13 protein-coding genes and 1 pseudogene are annotated in these 17,619 nt (G+C 63.5%); 9 read left to right on the plus strand and 5 right to left on the minus strand.

Annotation, left to right across the window (positions count from 1 at the left end; translation table 11 throughout):
* Positions 1-699: 699 nt before the first annotated feature.
* Both CWO91_RS29970 and CWO91_RS29975 read left to right on the plus strand, forming a co-directional pair.
* Positions 700-1,227 carry a carboxymuconolactone decarboxylase family protein gene (locus CWO91_RS29970; protein WP_128938616.1) on the plus strand — a complete coding sequence of 176 codons (528 nt, stop codon included), beginning with the start codon at positions 700-702 and terminating at the stop codon, positions 1,225-1,227.
* 27 nt (positions 1,228-1,254) lie between these two features.
* The gene (locus CWO91_RS29975; RefSeq protein ID WP_165405810.1) at positions 1,255-1,557 is read left to right on the plus strand and encodes a nucleoside triphosphate pyrophosphohydrolase family protein; all 303 of its coding nucleotides are present in this window, start codon (positions 1,255-1,257) and stop codon (positions 1,555-1,557) included.
* A gap of 273 nt (positions 1,558-1,830) precedes the next feature.
* Here CWO91_RS29975 and glsA read toward each other — a convergent pair whose 3' ends face one another.
* The 4 genes from glsA to CWO91_RS29995 all read right to left on the minus strand — a co-directional run bounded on the left by glsA (position 1,831) and on the right by CWO91_RS29995 (position 7,541).
* Positions 1,831-3,678: a glutaminase A gene (gene glsA / locus CWO91_RS29980; protein WP_130218756.1), complete on the minus strand. Its 1,848-nt coding sequence runs from the start codon at positions 3,676-3,678 to the stop codon at positions 1,831-1,833.
* 21 nt (positions 3,679-3,699) lie between these two features.
* Positions 3,700-5,775: a TRAP transporter permease gene (locus CWO91_RS29985; RefSeq protein WP_130218758.1), complete on the minus strand. Its 2,076-nt coding sequence runs from the start codon at positions 5,773-5,775 to the stop codon at positions 3,700-3,702.
* Between the two features lie 233 nt (positions 5,776-6,008).
* A complete protein-coding gene (locus CWO91_RS29990; protein WP_130218760.1) occupies positions 6,009-7,175 on the minus strand; it encodes a TAXI family TRAP transporter solute-binding subunit in 1,167 nt (388 codons plus the stop codon).
* 144 nt (positions 7,176-7,319) lie between these two features.
* Complete coding sequence (locus CWO91_RS29995) at positions 7,320-7,541, minus strand: biotin/lipoyl-containing protein (protein ID WP_128934384.1); 222 nt, start codon at positions 7,539-7,541, stop codon at positions 7,320-7,322.
* Between the two features lie 94 nt (positions 7,542-7,635).
* On the opposite strand from CWO91_RS29995, the gene CWO91_RS30000 reads away from it, so the two are divergent.
* The 7 genes and pseudogenes from CWO91_RS30000 to CWO91_RS30030 all read left to right on the plus strand — a co-directional run bounded on the left by CWO91_RS30000 (position 7,636) and on the right by CWO91_RS30030 (position 16,023).
* On the plus strand, positions 7,636-8,610 hold the full coding sequence (locus CWO91_RS30000) for an IclR family transcriptional regulator (protein ID WP_165405812.1): 975 nt from the start codon (positions 7,636-7,638) through the stop codon (positions 8,608-8,610).
* Complete coding sequence (locus CWO91_RS30005) at positions 8,540-10,099, plus strand: acyl-CoA carboxylase subunit beta (RefSeq protein ID WP_130218762.1); 1,560 nt, start codon at positions 8,540-8,542, stop codon at positions 10,097-10,099. Before CWO91_RS30000 ends, CWO91_RS30005 begins: the two co-directional genes overlap by 71 nt.
* Positions 10,100-10,551: 452 nt before the next feature.
* Positions 10,552-11,085, plus strand: a complete 534-nt coding sequence (locus CWO91_RS30010) for a hypothetical protein (protein ID WP_165405814.1) — start codon at positions 10,552-10,554, stop codon at positions 11,083-11,085.
* 173 nt (positions 11,086-11,258) lie between these two features.
* Positions 11,259-12,952: pseudogene (locus CWO91_RS45285) on the plus strand (GMC family oxidoreductase).
* A 438-nt stretch (positions 12,953-13,390) separates the two neighbouring features.
* Complete coding sequence (locus tag CWO91_RS30020) at positions 13,391-14,800, plus strand: TadE/TadG family type IV pilus assembly protein (RefSeq protein ID WP_165405815.1); 1,410 nt, start codon at positions 13,391-13,393, stop codon at positions 14,798-14,800.
* 12 nt (positions 14,801-14,812) lie between these two features.
* Positions 14,813-15,370 (plus strand): TadE/TadG family type IV pilus assembly protein, encoded by a 558-nt coding sequence (locus CWO91_RS30025; RefSeq protein WP_130218766.1) that lies wholly within the window; start codon positions 14,813-14,815, stop codon positions 15,368-15,370.
* Complete coding sequence (locus CWO91_RS30030) at positions 15,370-16,023, plus strand: TadE/TadG family type IV pilus assembly protein (protein WP_130218768.1); 654 nt, start codon at positions 15,370-15,372, stop codon at positions 16,021-16,023. The genes CWO91_RS30025 and CWO91_RS30030 overlap by 1 nt, the downstream gene beginning before the upstream one ends.
* Before the next feature lie 7 nt (positions 16,024-16,030).
* On the opposite strand, the gene CWO91_RS30035 is transcribed toward CWO91_RS30030, so the two are convergent.
* Positions 16,031-17,506 carry an FAD-binding oxidoreductase gene (locus CWO91_RS30035; protein ID WP_130218770.1) on the minus strand — a complete coding sequence of 492 codons (1,476 nt, stop codon included), beginning with the start codon at positions 17,504-17,506 and terminating at the stop codon, positions 16,031-16,033.
* Positions 17,507-17,619 lie beyond the last annotated feature (113 nt).

A 17,619-nucleotide genomic window follows, 5' to 3' on the forward strand; every position in this document is an offset into this window, starting at 1 on the left:
CCCGGATGGAGCGCAGCGAAATCCGGGGTTCTCACCTCGCGGTTGGATTTCCCGGATTGCGCTTCGCTTCATCCGGGCTACAGGGACGAGCAGAGGGATTCGTCATTCGGGGGCGGTCCAAAGGACCGAGCCTGGAACGGGATTTCTGGGCCTGGCCTGTGCGAGGGCCACCCCGGAATGACGAAAACTCTAAAGCTCCAACTAAAGCGCGACGAGATTAGGATGAATCGTCATCGCGCTTTAGGTTATTGTTTCAGCATGATCTTTTCGGAAAACCGCTACACACTTTTCCGGATCATGCTCTAACGCCCGTAGAACAAGATGCTGGCGATGACGAGCATCGCCGTCACCGCCAGCATATGCGCGAGCGCTCCCGAGGCCGCCCCCTTGGTGGCTTCCTTCATGCCTTGTTCTCCCTAGACTTGGGCGTGACTCATCGTTGCGTGGTGAGCGCAAAGACGGCCAATTGTTTTACTCGGAACACCCCACTCACGAGTATCCACCGCAATTTGTCCCCACGCGGCGAATATCGACTGTGTCAGGGTCGATCAGCAATGCGGCGGCAATTTGACTCGATGATGTTGCTCCTGCGTCGGCGCAAGAATAGAGTTTCGGGGAAATCTCACCGGCAACGACAAAAAGCATCAAAAGCCCAAGAAAACTTTAGAGACAAACTTCAGGGAAAACTTCAGGAAAATCATGGCCCGCATTCAGTACAGCGACCCGTCCAAGGCCTCCGACCGCACCCGCGAAATCCTCGACAAGAACCGCAACGCCAATATTTTCCGCATGATGGCGCACTCGCCGAGCTACTTCGAGCAGTACTGCCGCCTTGGCGGCGCCATCCGCCACAAGGGCGAGCTCGATCCGGTGGTACGCGAGCTTGCGATCACGCGCACCGGCATTCTGTGCGAGGCGCCGTACGAGATCGTCGCGCACAAGCGCATCGGCAAGAATGTCGGTGTCACCGACGAGCAGAACGAGGCGCTCGCAAACTGGCAGGCGGCGAGCTGCTTCAACGAGGTGCAGCGCGCCGCGCTCGCCTTCACCGATGAGATCGTGAAACTGAACAAGCCGACGGATGCGACCTTCAAGGCGATCGCATCGAAGCTGACGCCGGCCGCGCTGGTCGAGCTCCAGCTCTCGGTCGGCTTCTACATCATGACCTCGAAATTCCTGGAGACGTTCGAGATCGACCTGCAGCCGGTGACGGAAGTGGTGGGCTGATCCGATTAGAAGCGGCGAGGGATGCCGATGACGATCGATGAATATGCGGCCTGGGCCGCGAGCATTGCGAAAGTCGAAGAGCATCCGTCCAACGAGCGGCTATCCTATCTCGGTCTCGGCCTTGCCGGCGAAGCCGGCGAGGTCGCCGATCACATCAAGAAGCTGCTCCGCGACGGCTGGCTGGATCAGGCAGGTCTCGTCGATGAGCTCGGCGATGTCGTCTATTACTGGGCTTGCCTGTGTGCGGCGACCGGCCAGCAGCCATCCGAAGTGCTCAAGGCGAGCGCAGCCAGGATCAACCGGCGGCTGCGCGAGGCCGCGAGCCGCTGAGGCGAGGCGGGCTGGACCTTTCCTCGTCGGGACATGGCAATCGCATATGGGAGCGATTTCTCTGGCCATCCTTCGAGACGCCCGCCGTTGGCGGGCCCTCAGGATGAGGACCGAGTGCGTGGTCGCAGTTTCAACGGGCAGCGACGCCGCTTAGCCTCATCCTGAGGAGACCGCGAAGCGGTCGTCTCGAAGGACGAGGCGCGCGCTCAGGTCGCGCGAAATGTCGTATGCGATAGCCCTACCAGTCGGGGAGAGGTGAAGTAGCGCCGGCGCTCACGTCGACGTCAGAATATCCACCTTCGCGTTCGCCACGATCAAGCGGTCGGCCAATAGCTGCGCGAGATTGCGCATGATGCGCTCGCTGGCGCGGGGATGCTGCTCTCGGAAGTGCTCGAAACCCGTCAAAGGCACCTCGAAAACGGTTGCTGCCATGTCCGCGAATACGTCGGCAGAGCGCGTTGCCTCCAGCAGCGCCATCTCGCCAAAGGCCATGCCGGCAGTGAGTGTTGCCAGCCTGATGCCATCAGGCAGCGTGACGTGGACCGCGCCGCTGCGCAGGAAGAACACGGCGTCGGCGACATCGCCGGTCGTGACGATCTTTGCGCCGGACGGATAACTCCTGACGGCGCAGATTGCGGCAAGATCGGTCAGCTCGTCCTCGCTCAGTCCCGCGAGCAGCGGCTGCTCGGCAAGCTCGGTGGTCTCGTGGAAGTCGATCGAGCCGCCATAGCGGTAGACGAGCTGGTCTTCGGCCCATTCGATCGCGGTGTCGAGCAGGTAGAAGTCGCGGACGTTCTTCAGCTCCGCCGTCCATTCCCGCAAGCTGTCCCATTCCTTGGAGGCGCGCCGGACGCCGGACAGCACCACCGTGACGTTCAGCGCCGCGAGCTCCTCGAAGGCTTCGGCGACGAGGCGCGCACCGGCGCGCGTGGTGGAGGTGACGCGGTGCAGATCGAAGATCACGAATTGTGGCCGCGGCCGGCCTGCGAGCCGGCGCGAGATGTAGTCGACCGCCGATAGCGACAGCGTGCCGACCAGCTCGATGACCCGCACCTCCTGCTCGTGCGCCGCCAGAATTTCGCGCTCCTGCGGCCGGCGCACGCGCCGCGACGGGCTCTTGCCGATGTCGTAGTCGGCGATGACGGCGTTGCGCGCATCGTCGCTGCGGTTGAGCATGTGCAGATCGTAATGCGAGGACAGCGCCTCGCAGACCTTGATGCCGCGCACGCTGTTGCCGTGCTTGTCGAGCTCGGGCGAATAGCTACCGAGCCCGAGCCGGGCAGGGAGCGCGGCGAGGATGCCGCCGCCGACGCCGCTCTTGGCCGGGATGCCGATCCGGTAGATCCATTCGCCGGCATAGTCATACATGCCCGACGAGGTCATCACCGAGAGTGTGCGCGAGATCGCGTAGGGCGTCAGCACCTGCTCGCCCGTCAGCGGATTGACGCCGCGATTGGCGAGCGTAGCCGCCATCACCGCGATGTCGCGCGCCGTGACCAGCACGGCGCATTGCCTGAAATAGACGTCGAGCACGGCCGCGACGTTGTCCGAGATCACGGCGTTGGTCTTGAGGAGATAGCCGATGGCCCGGTTGCGGTCGCCGGTCTGGCTTTCCGAAGCATGGACCGCCTCATCGACAGCGAGATCGCGTCCGGCGAAACGGCTGAGCGCAAGACGGATCTGCTCGAAAGCGTCCACGCCCTTGCTGTCGTAGATCAGCCCGGTGCAGGCGATCGCGCCGGCATTGACCATCGGGTTGAACGGATGGTTTTCGGAATTGAGCCGGATCGAGTTGAAGGGATCGCCGGAGGGTTCGACTCCGATCGCACGTTCGACCTTGCCTGCTCCCAAAAGATCCAGCGCCAGCGCGAACACGAACGGCTTTGACATCGACTGGATGGTTAAGGGCACCCGGCTGTCGCCGACTTCGTAGACATGCCCGTCCAACGTCGCGAGGCCGATGCCGAAATGGGCAGGGTCGGCTTTGCTCAGCTCGGGGATGTAGTCGGCTACGCTGCCTGAGGTCTCGGCCGAGAATTCGTTGAGGCAATTGTCGAGAAACCGCAGCAAGGGCGGTTTCGAGCGGGTCCAGGCGGAGGCGGCGGGCGATAGCGGCTTCATCGCCTCACTTGTGCAACGCAATTAGGGCGCGCGCAACCCGTCCGGCACGATGGTCTGCCGGCGGACCAGGAGAAGGGCGAGCAAAGTCGTGGGCACGAGGATCGCGAGGCCAAGCAGCGTCACCTGCATCTGCGACAGCGGCATGATCCCGCCGCCGGGCGTCGCGACCACGAAGCCGCCGATCACCAGCAGCACACGGATCGGCCATTCCAGCGCGCCAGCGCCGCGCAAGTCCCCGACGAAGGGCTGGTAGCCCTGGATGCCGCCGCAGATGAACAGCGTGCCGAACGCGGCGAGCCCCATCAGGCCGAGGCCGGCGAGGTATGGGCTCGGGCCTTGCAGCACCAGCGCCGGATTGAGCACGAAAAAGAACGGGATGAAGTAGATGATGCTGCCCACCCACATCGATTCCCACCCGGTCTTCATTGCCGGCGAGCCGGCAATGCCTGCGGCGGCGAAGGAGGCGATGGCGACCGGCGGCGTGATCGACGACAGCATGCCCCAGTAGAAGATGAACATGTGCACGGCCATGCGATTGAGCCCGAGCTTCTCCAGCGCAGGCGCGACCAGGATGGCGAGGAAGATGTAGCAGGCCGTGGTCGTCAGCCCGAGGCCGAGGATCAGGCTGGTGAGGGCGCACATGCCGAGCAGCAGGAAGGCATTGTCGCCGGCAATGTGCAGGAGATCGTTGGCAAGGCTCGACACCACGCCGGTCATCGAGAATGCGCCGATCAGCAGGCCGCAGCCGGCGAGGATGCCGACCAGCTCGACGAAGGTGCGGCCGTTGACCTCCAGGAACTTGCCGATGGTCGCAAACGTCCAGCGCGTGTCCTTGGAAAAGAACTGGTTGAGGACCAGCAGCAGTGCCGTGGCGTAGAACGGCGCGTGGCTCTCGCGCTTAAAGTAGAGCAGCATCACGATCAGGAGCGCGATCACGAAGACGTAGTACCAGCCGTCCTTGATCGTATCCATGATGCGGGGCAGCTCGGCGCGCGGAATCCCCTTCAGCCCGTGGCGCGCGGCATAGGCATCGACCTGCATGAACAGGCCGACGTAATAGAGGGCCGCCGGAATGATCGCGGCGAGCGCGACATCGGCGTAACTGACATTGAGGAATTGCGCGATCACGAAAGCAGTCGCACCCATCACCGGCGGCGCCAACACCGCGCCGGTCGAGGCGCAGGCCTCGATCGCGCCGGCATAGGATGCGCGAAAACCGCTCTTCTTCATGACGGGAATGGTCATGGTACCGGCGGTGAGCACGTTGGAGATGATCGAGCCCGACATCATGCCGAGCAGGCCGCTGGCAAAGATGCAGACTTTCGCCGCACCGCCGCGGAAGGTGCCGCACAGCGCGAAGGCGAGGTTGATGAAGAATTTTCCGGCCCCGGTCATCATCAGCGCGGTGCCGAACACCAGGAAGCCGATCACGGTGTCGGCGAAGGCCTGGATCGGAATGCCGAGCAGGCTCTCGCCTGAGAGCACGTGATAGGCGGTTGCCTGCTCCAGCGTCGATTGCGTGCCGCGAAACGGCCCGAGCCAGCTGGATTCGGCGAACAGCGGGTAGACGGTGAAGGGAAAGACGCTCAGCAGAAGGCTCCAGCCGCCGGTGCGGCGTAGCGCTTCCATCAGCATCACCCACATCACGAGGCCCGCCGCGATCACGCTGTTGGGCGCGCCGCCGAACTCCCAGCCGGCCTCAGCCGCCTTGCGCACGTTCGACATCAGCATCAGCGCCGCCGCGAAGGTCGCGACGAACAAGACGAGGTCGTACCAGGGGATGCGGTCGAGCGGGGCGCGTTCAGTCCCTGGGAAGATCAGGAAGGTGAACGGCAGCATCAACGCGATCAGGAGATAGAAATACTCCGTGTTGAGCTGGGTGTAGCCGATGAAGAATCGCAGCGAGAATTGCTGGTTGATGCAGAGCAGGATGGTTGCCGCGGTTGCAACCACCAGCGTCCAGCGCCAGGCGCCGCGCAGCGTGCGCACGCGCGTGACCTCCGCCTCCTGCATGTTGGCGGCGGCGCCGTGCGGATCGTCGAACACGATCCGCTTGGCCTCGTCCTGCGGGCCGGTGGAGGTGGAAGCAGAAGCCATCATCGATCCCGCGTGTGGGCTGGCAAATACGGACTAAGCGAATGGTTGTGGGTTGAAGCGATCGGGCCGCGGGCTCCTCAACCTCTCCCGCTTGCGGGAGAGGTCGCGCCGAAGGCGCGGGTGAGGGCTTTCTCCACTTGGGGATTCTTGATTGTGGAGACACCCCGACCCTCCCCCGCAAGCGGGGGAGGGAGCGCACCTCCTTCTTGGCATCAAGCCTGAGCCCATTCGCTCTATTCCTCAAATCCATTCGGCATGTCGGCCTTCGCAAGCGCCGCCGCGCGGGCCTTCATCCAGCCGTCGAGGAATGCCTTGTCATCCGATGGCGGATTGGACTTGCCGTACGCCGCCCACGCCGCGCCAAGCACCTCTTGCCGCTTGATCAGCTTGTTGTTGTGCGCCTCCTGCGCATCGCTCCATTGCCCGGCCTCCTTGAGCGCCTTCACCGCACCGGGGTGTACCGGCACCACCCAGTTCTTGGTCTGCCGGTCGGCGGCAAGACCACCGGCGCCGGGCGCGGAATCCTTGTAGGCGTCGTAGTTGACGATCATCGTTTTGGTGATCGCATAGACCTGATCGGCCGGCTGCGCGGCGTAGGCGACGAAGATCGGATAGGGATAGTTACCGAGCTCGACCGGCTTGTCCGGCGAGATGCCGGCGCCGCAGGTCGCAAGCTGCGGGAAGAAGAACGAGCCGACCTTCTGCATCCGCGCCCAGCCTTCCTTGTCCTTGGCAGGGAGCGGCGGCCAGATCAGGCCGCGCGGCGAGGTCTCGGCCTCCTTGGCGGGGCCAGTGATGGTGGTGCCGAACGCGGCATCGACGTCGTTGTTGATCAAGCCCTTCCACATCGCGCCGTAACTTGCGAACTCGACGGCCTTGACGTCCTTCTGCGTCAGCCCTGCGAAGGCGAGCACCGCGAGCGAGTTCTGGTTCAGCGCCGGCGAGCCGACGACGAAGCCGACGCGCTTGCCTCTGAGGTCCTTCAGCTCCTTCACGCCGGTGTCGGCAGCGACGCCGAGCGAACCGCAATTGCAGTCGACGGTGGACAGCAGGATCTGGAGCGGCTGCGGCCCCCATTCCTTCGATCCGAACTCGAACACGCCTTCCTGCGCGAAATAGGTCCCCGATCCCATCGCCGCGGAGGCTGCGCGCTTGGCGCGCAGCGGCGCGAGGCGGGCGACGTCGTTGCCTGCGGGGAGCACGCGCACGTCGGTGCCGTATTTGTCCTTCATCATCTTGCCGACGCCGACCGCGATGTTGAAGCCGGCGGTGCCGGTGTCATAGGCGGTGAACGTCAATGTCGCCGGCAGCTTGATATCCTCGGCGAACGCATAGCGTGTAGACGCAAAAGAAATGCCCGCCACCAAGGCAGGCGCGAGCATGAGCAGCCCACGAAGCATGTTTTCCCTCCATCATCTTCGCTTAAGCGCGAAGACCTTCTTGCTTGAATCGGATCATGTCACCGGGCATCCGCGATGGCAACGCCGGAACGCGAATGCAGAAACCAGGCTGACAGATTGTCGCGGAATCCAGGGATTATGCAGTCAGTTTGCGACGATCGCGATCGCTTGTCCCTCGGCAACGACGTCGTCGAGTTTCACCAGAAGCGACGTGATCGTGCCGCTCGCGGGCGACTGCACGGGTATCTCCATCTTCATGGCTTCGACGACCACAACGTCATCGCCATCTGCGACGGTTCCTCCAACTTGCACGGGAGTTGCGCAGATGCGCCCCGCGACCTCCGTGACGATCTTAATTTCTGGCATGCCATCCCTTTTTGTTGTCGTCGCAAGATGCCTGAGGTAGCGTCGTCTGCAAGTGGAATTTAATTCCGCAGAGCGAAACAAGCTGGTAGGGAACATGGGACGACGATCGGAGCGGTTGAGTAGGCAAGGTGTGCTCGCTGGCGATGCCGGTGAGGGTGATGTCATCCAGGTGGTGTCGCGCGCGTTCGACGTGTTGCGATGCTTCGAGGGCCACGAGGCGCGGCTCGGCAATCTCGAGATTTCAAATCGCTGCGGTCTGCCGCGCTCGACGGTGTCGCGGCTCACGCACACGCTGACCCGCATGGGCCAGCTCGTCTACCTGCCGCGCGATCAGAAATATCGCATCGGCCCCAGCGCGGTGGCGATGAGCGCTTCGATGATGAAGGGCGCGCAGCTGCGCAGCATGATCCGCCAGCGACTTCAGGAAGTCGCCGAGCAGCTTCCGGGCACGGTCGGCTTCGTCGTTCCCGATCGCTTCCATCTCGTCTATCTCCAGTTTGCGCGCTCGGCGAGCGCGCTCGGCCTGCACGAGGGCACCGGCAGCCGCATCTCGATGGCTTCGACCGCGGCAGGCGCGGCCTACACCGCGGCGCTGTCGCCCGAGGTCGGCGACGCCTTCATTGCAGACATGGAGCGGGAAGCGCCCGAGGCTGCGAAGATCCTCAGGCCCCGCATCGAGGCCAACCGGCAGTCGCTGCGCGAGCGCGGTTATGTCGTGGCCTGCGGCTTGTGGAGTCCGCACATCAACGGCCTCGCGGTGCCGATCTGGTCGCCGCAGTACCAGACCTTCGTCGTCATCACGATCGGCCTGCTGGCTGCGATGTATGACGAGCAGCGGCTGCATGACGAAGTCGCCCCGTTGATGCTCACGCTCGGCCGCTCGCTCGGCAGTCTGATGGAAGGCGCGGAGGGCGATGCCTTCAACAACCGTCTCTCGCGTAAGCCGGTCGCAATGGCCGTGCGCAACAATAACAAGCCGATCAACTCGGAGGGAGTGAATGAACTGGAAGCCGGAACTCGACGAGCTCGCCCGGCGCGAAGCCTTCGCGCGGGAGATGGGCGGCGTTGACAAGGTCAAGCGACAGCATGACCAGGGCCGGCTGACTGTTCGGGAGCGCATCGACGGACTGATCGACAAAGGCAGCTTTCACGAGATCGGTGCCGTCTCCGGCATCGGTGAATACGATTCCAGCGGCGAGTTGCAGAAAGTGACGCCGGCGAACTGCGTGTTCGGCCGCGCGCGCGTCGACGGCCGTACCGTGGTCGTGGTCGGCGACGATTTCACGGTGCGCGGCGGCTCGGCGGATGCGTCGATCTCGGCCAAGCCGCTGATGGCGGAGGAGATGGCGCACGACTTCCGGCTGCCCATCGTCCGCATCATCGAGGGCTCCGGCGGCGGCGGCTCGGTCAAGACCATCGAGACCAAGGGCGCGGCCAATCTGCCTGGCGGCATCGGCGGCACGCGCTGGTATCGCTTCACGACGGAGAACCTGTCGCGCGTGCCGGTCGTCGCGCTCGGCCTTGGCTCCGTCGCGGGCCTCGGTGCCGCGCGTCTTGCCGCCAGCCATTATTCCATCATGACCCGGAAGTCCGCGATGTTCGTTGCGGGCCCGCCGGTGGTGAAGGCGCTGGGACAGGACCTGTCCAAGGAGGAGCTCGGCGGCGCCGACATCCAGACCCGCGCCGGTGCGATCGATCATGCGGTCGAGACCGAGGAGGAGGCGTTTGCCTGCGCGCGGCGCTTCCTGTCTTATCTGCCGTCCTCGGTTTACGACCTGCCGCCGACCTTGCCGTGCACCGACAATCCGGAGCGCACCGAGGAAGCGCTGCTGGGTGCGGTGCCGCGCAACCGCAAGCAGGTCTATAAGGTGCGCCCGATCATCGACGCCGTCGTCGACAAGGGCTCGTTCTTCGAGGTCGCGAAGAATTTCGGCAAGCCAATCATCGTCGGCCTCGCGCGGCTCGAGGGCAGGGCGGTGCTGCTGCTCGCCAGCGACAGTTTTCATTATGGCGGCTCCTGGACCGCAGATGCCTGCCAGAAGGTGGTGCGCTGGGTCGACTTCGCCGAGACCTTCCACCTGCCGGTCGTCTATCTCATGGACTGCCCCGGCTTCATGATCGGCCTCGACGCCGAGAAGGCGGCCACCATCCGCCATGGCGTCCGCGCCATGGCCGCGGTGAACCAGACCACCGTGCCCTGGTGCACGGTGATTCTGCGCAACGCCTTCGGCGTCGCCGGCGTCGTGCATCAGCCCGCCGACCGCTTCTCGATCCGCTACGCCTGGCCGTCCGCCTATTGGGGTTCGCTGCCGCTCGAAGGCGGCATCGAAGCCGCTTACCGCGCCGATATCGACGCGGCCGAGGACAAGGCCGCGAAGCTGAAGGAGATCGAAGCGCGCCTCAAGAAGCTGCGCTCGCCGTTCCGCTCGGCCGAAAAGTTCTGGGTCGAGGAGATCATCGATCCCAGGAAGACGCGATCATTGCTGTGCGAGTTCGCCCGGCTGGCCGAGCCGCTGCGTAAGCCCGGGCCGCCGGAGAATTTTTCGATCAGGCCGTAGCGCTCAGCCGTGATTGCAGCGGTCAGGCGAGGAACCTTTCCGCGCATGCCGCATTCGTCGCGCATGAGGAGCTTGTATTTCGGCATCGGCGCTCTCGCCGGCGCGCTGGTCCTCCTCACGATTTGGCTGGGCCAGCACGAACGGCAAGCATCAATCGATCGTCTCGAGCGATGGGAAATTCCCCACGCGCCTGCGCGCTAGCTGGGGATGCTTGACCACGGTTTGCAGCGACATAGCCGTGGCTGATGCACAATTGGTCAAGTTCTCAATTTCGACGACACGCCGTTCATTCTCTGCGAGTTAATCATTTCGGTCGCTACGTCTGGGTTACAACGATTGCGGAGGCCAACCCGCAAATGCAACCACTTTCAGCCGCTCTTTAGGCCGATTTCAGCCAAACTGTTATTGGTTGCTCGCTGCGGGGCAGGGATTTCACAATTTGGAGCCCTGCAATGTTCAAGTCAGTTCTTTCTGCGTGCCTTTTCGTTGCCTTTAGCTCTATCGCTTCCGAAGCACGGCCCTATCGCATTCATCAAGCACCTGAATGCAACGTCACGATGCCCTGCGACTTCTCGTATTCGCAAACCCGCCGTGAGCGGACGTCCAGATCCTCACTACAAGCCTATCGCTCGACACAGCTGACAGTGACTGACGCAGGCGGCACCGCGGCGGCGAGTGTCTCCGGCACGCGCATCATTGGGGGGCGGCCGGCCGGTTGCCCATCATCCTTCTGCGGCTGCGGCGCGGCTCTGCGCGTGTTCGGTCGTGTGGTGCCGGAATTGAATCTCGCCGTGAACTGGCTGCGCTTTCCGCGCACGTCACCGGCACCGGGAATGGTCGCGGCCCGGCGCGGGCATGTCTTCGTCCTGGAGCGGCACCTCGGAGGCGATATTTGGATGGCGTACGACGCCAACTCGGGCGGTCACACAACGCGAATGCATGCGCGCTCGCTGCGGGGCTACACGGTCGTCAACCCGCGCGGCTGAGAAAATAGCGGGATTGCCCGGCATCAACTAGAGCTGTCACACCTTGCCGAAATTCATGATGTTTGCGGATTGAGCGCGCGTTCCCACGAACGCGCGCAATGAATCCATGCGGCGTGACCTCACAACAATAACGCGCTACGCTCCTCCGGCAAGAACAAGAGGACGAGCCAATCGTGTATGACTTCATTATCGTGGGCGGCGGCTCGGCAGGGTCCGTGCTGGCCCACCGGCTCTCCGCAAAGAGCGCCAACAAGGTCCTGCTGTGCGAAGCCGGACAGGACACGCCGCCGGGCAACGAACCGGCCGAGATCAGGGACAGCTATCCGGGCACGGCCTATTTCGATCCGCGCTTCCACTGGACCGAGCTCAAGGTCACGACGCAAGTTGTCAGCCACAACAATCCGAACGAGGGGCGTCCGCCTCTACGCAAATACGAGCAGGCGCGGGTGCTCGGCGGCGGCTCGTCGATCAACGGCCAGATGGCCAATCGCGGCGCGCCGACCGACTACGACGAATGGGAGGCGCGGGGTGCCGAGGGCTGGAGCTGGAACGACGTGCTGCCCTTCTTCAAGAAGATCGAGCGCGACCTCGATTTCGACGGGCCGTACCATGGCAAGGACGGCAGGATCCCGGTCCGCCGCATCCCGCGGGAGCACTGGACGCGGCATTCACAGGCCTTCGCCGCGGCCTTCCAGCAGGCCGGCCATCAGTTCGTGCCCGACCAGAACGGCGAGTTCGTCGACGGCTATTTCCCGGTGACGCATTCCAACCAGGCCGAGCAGCGCGTCTCGGCCGCCATGGGCTATCTCGATCGCGACACCCGCAAGCGCGCCAACCTCACCATCTCCACCAACACGCAGGTTCGGGAGCTGTTGTTCGAGGGCACGCAATGCGTCGGCGTGAAGGCTGTGGTCGACGGCGGGAGCAGGAATTCCGCGGCCGCGAGATCATTCTCTCCAGCGGCGCCATCCATTCGCCGGCGCATCTGTTGCGCGCCGGCATCGGCCCGGTCGGTCACCTCAAGGATCTGGGCATACCCGTGCTGGTGGGACTGCAAGGCGTCGGCCAGCGCCTGATGGATCATCCCTCGATCTCGCTGTCGTCCTTCGTCCGCCGCGGCGCGCGCATGAACGAGCACACCCGGCGCCACATGCAGCTGGGCCTGCGTTATTCCTCCGGGCTGCCTGATGTGCCGAAGGGCGACATGTTCGTCGTCGTCATCAGCAAATCGGCCTGGCACGCGGTCGGCGCGCAGATCGGCTCGCTCCTGACGTTCGTCAACAAGACCTATTCCGAAACCGGACAGGTCAAGCTTGCCTCGCGCGATCCCTCCGCGGAGCCGATCGTCGAGTTCAACCTGCTGTCCGACCGGCGCGACCTCGATCGCCTGATGAGCGGCTTCCGCAAGATGGCGGCGGTGCAGATGAGCGAGGTCGTCAGGAAGGTGACGGACAAGCCATTCCCGGCCGCCTATACCGATCGCGTCCGCAAGATCGGCGTGGTCAACACCAAGAACAAAATCCTCACCACGATCGCCGCGGCCCTGATGGACGGGCCGGCGGCGCTGCGTCACTACATGATCGACAATTTCGTGGTCGAAGGCTTCACCTTCGATCAGGTGATGAATGACGACGAGGCGCTGGAAGCCTTCGTGCGCAAGGCGACGATCGGCGTGTGGCACGCCTCATGCTCATGCCGCATGGGCCGGTACGACGATCCGATGGCGGTGGTCGACAACCAGGGCCGCGTCAAGGGCGTGCAGGGCCTGCGCGTCGTCGACGCCTCGATCTTCCCGGTGGTGCCCTGCGCCAACACCAACTTCCCGGTCCTGATGTCGGCGGAGAAGATCGCGGCCGCGATCCAGTGAGCTGCAAGCGTTCTCCGGGATTATCAGCGGCCGGCTTGCCCGAGCAGCCGCGGGCCCTCCGTGTCTCAGGGCAGATGCGCCAAGCCAGGCCAGGATGCCGTCATCCTGGCCTGCGGCCGCTTGCGATCCACCTCAATCGACAGGAATTGGCGCAGCCTGGCGCCGGCCTGGAGGCTGCCATCCGACCGTCCGGATGCTCCTCCCTGCGATCTCTATGATCGCGTTTATGCGGCGTTAATGATGCTTTCTCAATATGAGACATCTCAATTTGTCGCAGTCCATGTTTGTGGATTGCACGTAAGTGTTGATTAAGAAGGCCAAATCCATATTCCGGCCTGCGATGCGCAGGTGGTCGGCGGCAGGAATGCTGCGGCCTCATGCATCGTGAGATTTCAGGGAAGTATTTTTGCCGCTACGACGGCAATCAGGATGAAGGTCATGCTCCGCCGGGTAGTGCTCCGTTTTGCCAGAGATCGGAAGGCCAACGTCGCCATTATCTTCGCGCTCATGATGGTCCCGACCGTCTTTCTCCTGGGCATGACGCTCGACTACACGCTCGCCTTGCGCAAGCGCGAGCAATTGAACGCAGCGGCCGACGCCGCCGCGATCGCGGCCGTGAGGCCGGCGATGCTGACGCAGACCGACACGTCCGTGGTCAAGGCGACCGCGGAAGCCGTTTTCGCAGCGAAAGCGAATCTTCCCGGCCTGTCGTCGGTGCCGACACCGACGGTCACGGTCACCGATTCCGGCCTCGCGCGGACCATCACGGTGTCCTACACCGCGCAGTCCATCAACAATTTCCCTGGCGTTCTCGGCAAGCAGACCTGGCAGGTCGCCGGTTCGGCGACGGCGAAGGCGTCCAGCGCGCCCAACATGAATTTCTATTTGCTGCTCGACGATTCCCCGTCGATGGCGATCGCTGCGACGCAGACCGACATCAACAACATGATCACGGCCACGAGCAGTCAGCCTTCATACGCGAGAAACTGCGCGTTCGCCTGCCATGAAGCCCATCCCAATAACCAGAATCCGAGTTCGACCAACAAGGATAATCTCACCGTCGCACGCAATAACAACATCACGTTGCGAATCGATCTCGTGACCAATGCCGTCAAGCAATTGCTCGTGGGGCCCTGGTCGTGCCCGCAGTCGGGTGTGTCGGGCGGCGTCATGCAGTGCATGGCGGCGCTCAACAACACCACCTACAAGGCCGCCATCTACACCTTCGACTACAATTTCAACGCGATCCAGACGCTGACGACCCCCACGACCGCGGGCACGAAGATCGGCAACATTCAGCTCATGACGGTGGATCACCAGAACTGCGTCATTTACGGCAATTGCTCAACCGACTACGGCTCGGACATCTCAGGTGGGCTGACAGGCGTCAACGGCGTCATGCCCGCGCCTGGCAGCGGCACCAACCAGTCCGGCGATACGCCGCAGGAGGTCGTGTTCCTCGTGACCGACGGCGTCGAAGACAAGCTGATCCCGAAGACTGCAAGCTGCGATCCGAATGCCACCTATCCGCTTCCAACCGTCGGCACCACGCAAGTGCGCTGCCAGCAGCCGCTCAATACCGCGGCATGCACGACGATCAAGAACCGAGGCATTCGCATCGCGGTGCTCTACACCGAGTATCTGCAATTGCCGACCGACGGCTGGTACAACACGCGCATCGCGCAATTCAACAATCCGTCCTCGTCCACGGGCACGATCGCGCAACGGCTGGAATCATGCGCCTCGCCCGGTCTGTATGCCAGTGTTCAGACCGGCGGCGACATTTCCGCGGCGCTGACGAACCTTTTCCTCAAGGTCGCGTCCAGCACAGCCAGCCTCGTGCAATAGAGAAGAAGCGCCATGATCGGCCCCGCCGCAACAACCAAGAGACGCCGCAATCGCTTAGCTGCTTTCGCGCGGGACAGCAGGGGCGCCACGGCCGTCGAGTTCGCGCTCGTGGCCGTGCCGTTCCTTGCCCTCATCATCGCGCTCATTCAGACGTTCCTCGTTTTCTTCGCCCAGCAGATGCTCGAATCCGTCGTGCGCCAGTCGGCGCGCCTCGTCATGACCGGGCAGGTTCAGTCCGCGCAGATGACGCAGGCGGTTTTCAAGCAGAAGGTCTGCGATCAGATCGTGATCCTGTTCAATTGCAGCGGCCTGATGGTCGACATGCAGGTGTCGACCTCGTGGACGTCCGCGAACACGGCGATGCCCACCTTGACCTTCGACGGCTCTGGCAAGGTCACCAATACCTGGCAGTACGATCCGGGCGATGCCGGCGACATCGTCGTTCTCCGCGTCATGTATGTGTGGCCGGTCGTGCTCGGGCCGCTCGGTTTCAATCTCTCGAACCTCAGCAACGGCAACCGGCTGATCATGTCGTCCGGCGCGTTCCAGAACGAGCCAGGAGCTTCCTGATGATCTCCGCCCTGTCGTCTCGCGCTCGGCACCTGTTGACCGATGTCCGCGCCGTTGCAGCGACGGAGTTCGCCATGGTGGCGCCGTTCATGCTGGTGCTCTATGTCGGCGGTGTCGAGATCGGCAACGGCCTCGCCATGAACGTCAAGGTCAGCGCGACCGCGCACAGTGTCGCCGACATGATCACGCAGAACACGGCGGTGACCTCGTCTCAGATGGACGGCATTCTCGCGGCGGCGACCGCCATCATGGCCCCATATCCCACCAAGAACGGCTCGACCTCCTTGATGACGATCACGGTCTCGGAAGTCTCGACCGACAGCGCGGGGAAGGCGACGGTGCAGTGGAGCAAGTCGACGAGCTCCTCGGGAGCGAGAGCCGTCGGTCAGCAGCTGACCTTGTCATCCTTTACCGCGCCGAGCGGTACCAGCAACGCCAATATCTCGCTGATTCTGAGCGAGGTGTCCTACGACTATGCGCCCAACCTCGGCTTCACTATCGCCGGCACCGTGAAGCTGTCCGACAGCTACTATCTGTTCCCGCGTTGTTCGACCAACAGCCCGGCCACCTCGAGCTTTCCCTATTACGACGTGAAATATCCGGCGACGTCGACCTGCACCTGCGTCCAGCATTTGCAGCAGAAGACCTGTTGATCACCGGTCACAGCCGCAGCACCTTGCCGGGATTCATGATGTTTTGCGGATCGAGCGCGCGCTTGATCGTGCGCATGATGTCGAGCTCGGTCTTCGAGCGGTAATGACTGAGCTCGTCGAGCTTGTCGATGCCGATGCCGTGCTCCGCCGAGATCGAACCGCCCATGGAGGTGATGAGATCGTTCACGGCCCGCGTGATGGCGCCCTTGTATTGGGTCAGTGTCTGCTGATCCATGCCCTTGGGCCCCATGAACGAAAAATGCAGATTGCCGTCGCCGATGTGGCCCAGCGGGTAGGGCCTGATAGTCGAGAGAATGCCGAGCACGGCATGGAGCCCCTTGTCGATGAACTCCGGAATCCTGGAGATCGCCACCGAGACGTCGTAGCTCAGCCCCGGTCCCTCGGCCCGTGAGGCCTCGGCAACACCCTCGCGGATGCGCCACATGTTGCGCGACTGACTGACCGTGTGCGCGAACGCCGCATCGAGCACGTGGCCGGCCTCGAGCTGATCGGCCAGAAACTGCTCCATCTTCTCGGACATGCCCTCAGTCCCGTCCCGGCGTGGGCGCGCGGACGACCATTCGAGCAGGAGGTACCATGGCGTATCCGCCTTGAGCGGATCCTGAGTGCCGTGGATATGGCGCAGCACCATGTCGACGGCGCTGCGGCTCATCAGCTCGCAGGAGCCGACATTGTCCTCGGACGCCGCGTGCGCTTCGGACAGGATCTCCAGGGCTGCGCGCGGATCCCGGATCGCCAGCCACGCGGTGCTGACGTCCTTGGGAGCGGGCCATAGCTTGAGGACGGCCTTGGTGATGATGCCGAGCGTGCCTTCGGCGCCCATGAACAGATGCTTGAGGTCGTAGCCCGTGTTGTCCTTCTTGAGCGCACGCAATCCGTCCCAGACCTCGCCATTGGGCAGGACGACTTCGAGCCCCAGCACGAGATTGCGGGCATTGCCATAGCGCAGCACCTGCACGCCGCCGGCGTTCGTGGACAGATTGCCGCCGATCATGCACGAGCCCTGGGCGCCAAGACTGAGGGGCAGGAACCTGTCGTGACTGCTTGCTGTCTCCTGCAGCGTCTGCAGCACGCAGCCGGCCTCGACCGTCATCGAATAGCCGACGGGATCGACCTCCAGAATGCGGTTCATGCGGCCGAGCGACAACACGATGCCGGTGTGCACTGGCCAGGGCGTGGCCCCACCCATCAGGCCGGTGTTGCCGCCCTGCGGCACGATCGCGACGCCGTGCTCATGGCAAAGCCGGACCACTTTCGACACTTCCTCGGTGCTGCCTGGACGAACGACGGCGCCAGCACCCCCGACCAGCAATCCGCGCCAGTCCGTCACGAACGGCCGCTTGCCGTGCTCGTCCTCGATAAATCCCTTCTCGCCCACGATCGCGCGCAACGCATCGCGCATCTCGGTGGTCAAGGGAGCGGTCGGGATGGTGGGTAGGGACGACGGGAAGGCAGCCGGCATTTGTTTCCTCTGGCGCATCTTGGTGTGCACTGCGGACGTGATGTGCGTCCGGGCATTGTCCACGTTTGCGCCGGGGAGTCTAGCGACGTACCCTTGATGTCAGCCGGGCAGGG

Source organism: Bradyrhizobium genosp. SA-3, from assembly GCF_004212635.1.
In the GTDB taxonomy this organism is placed as follows: domain Bacteria; phylum Pseudomonadota; class Alphaproteobacteria; order Rhizobiales; family Xanthobacteraceae; genus Bradyrhizobium.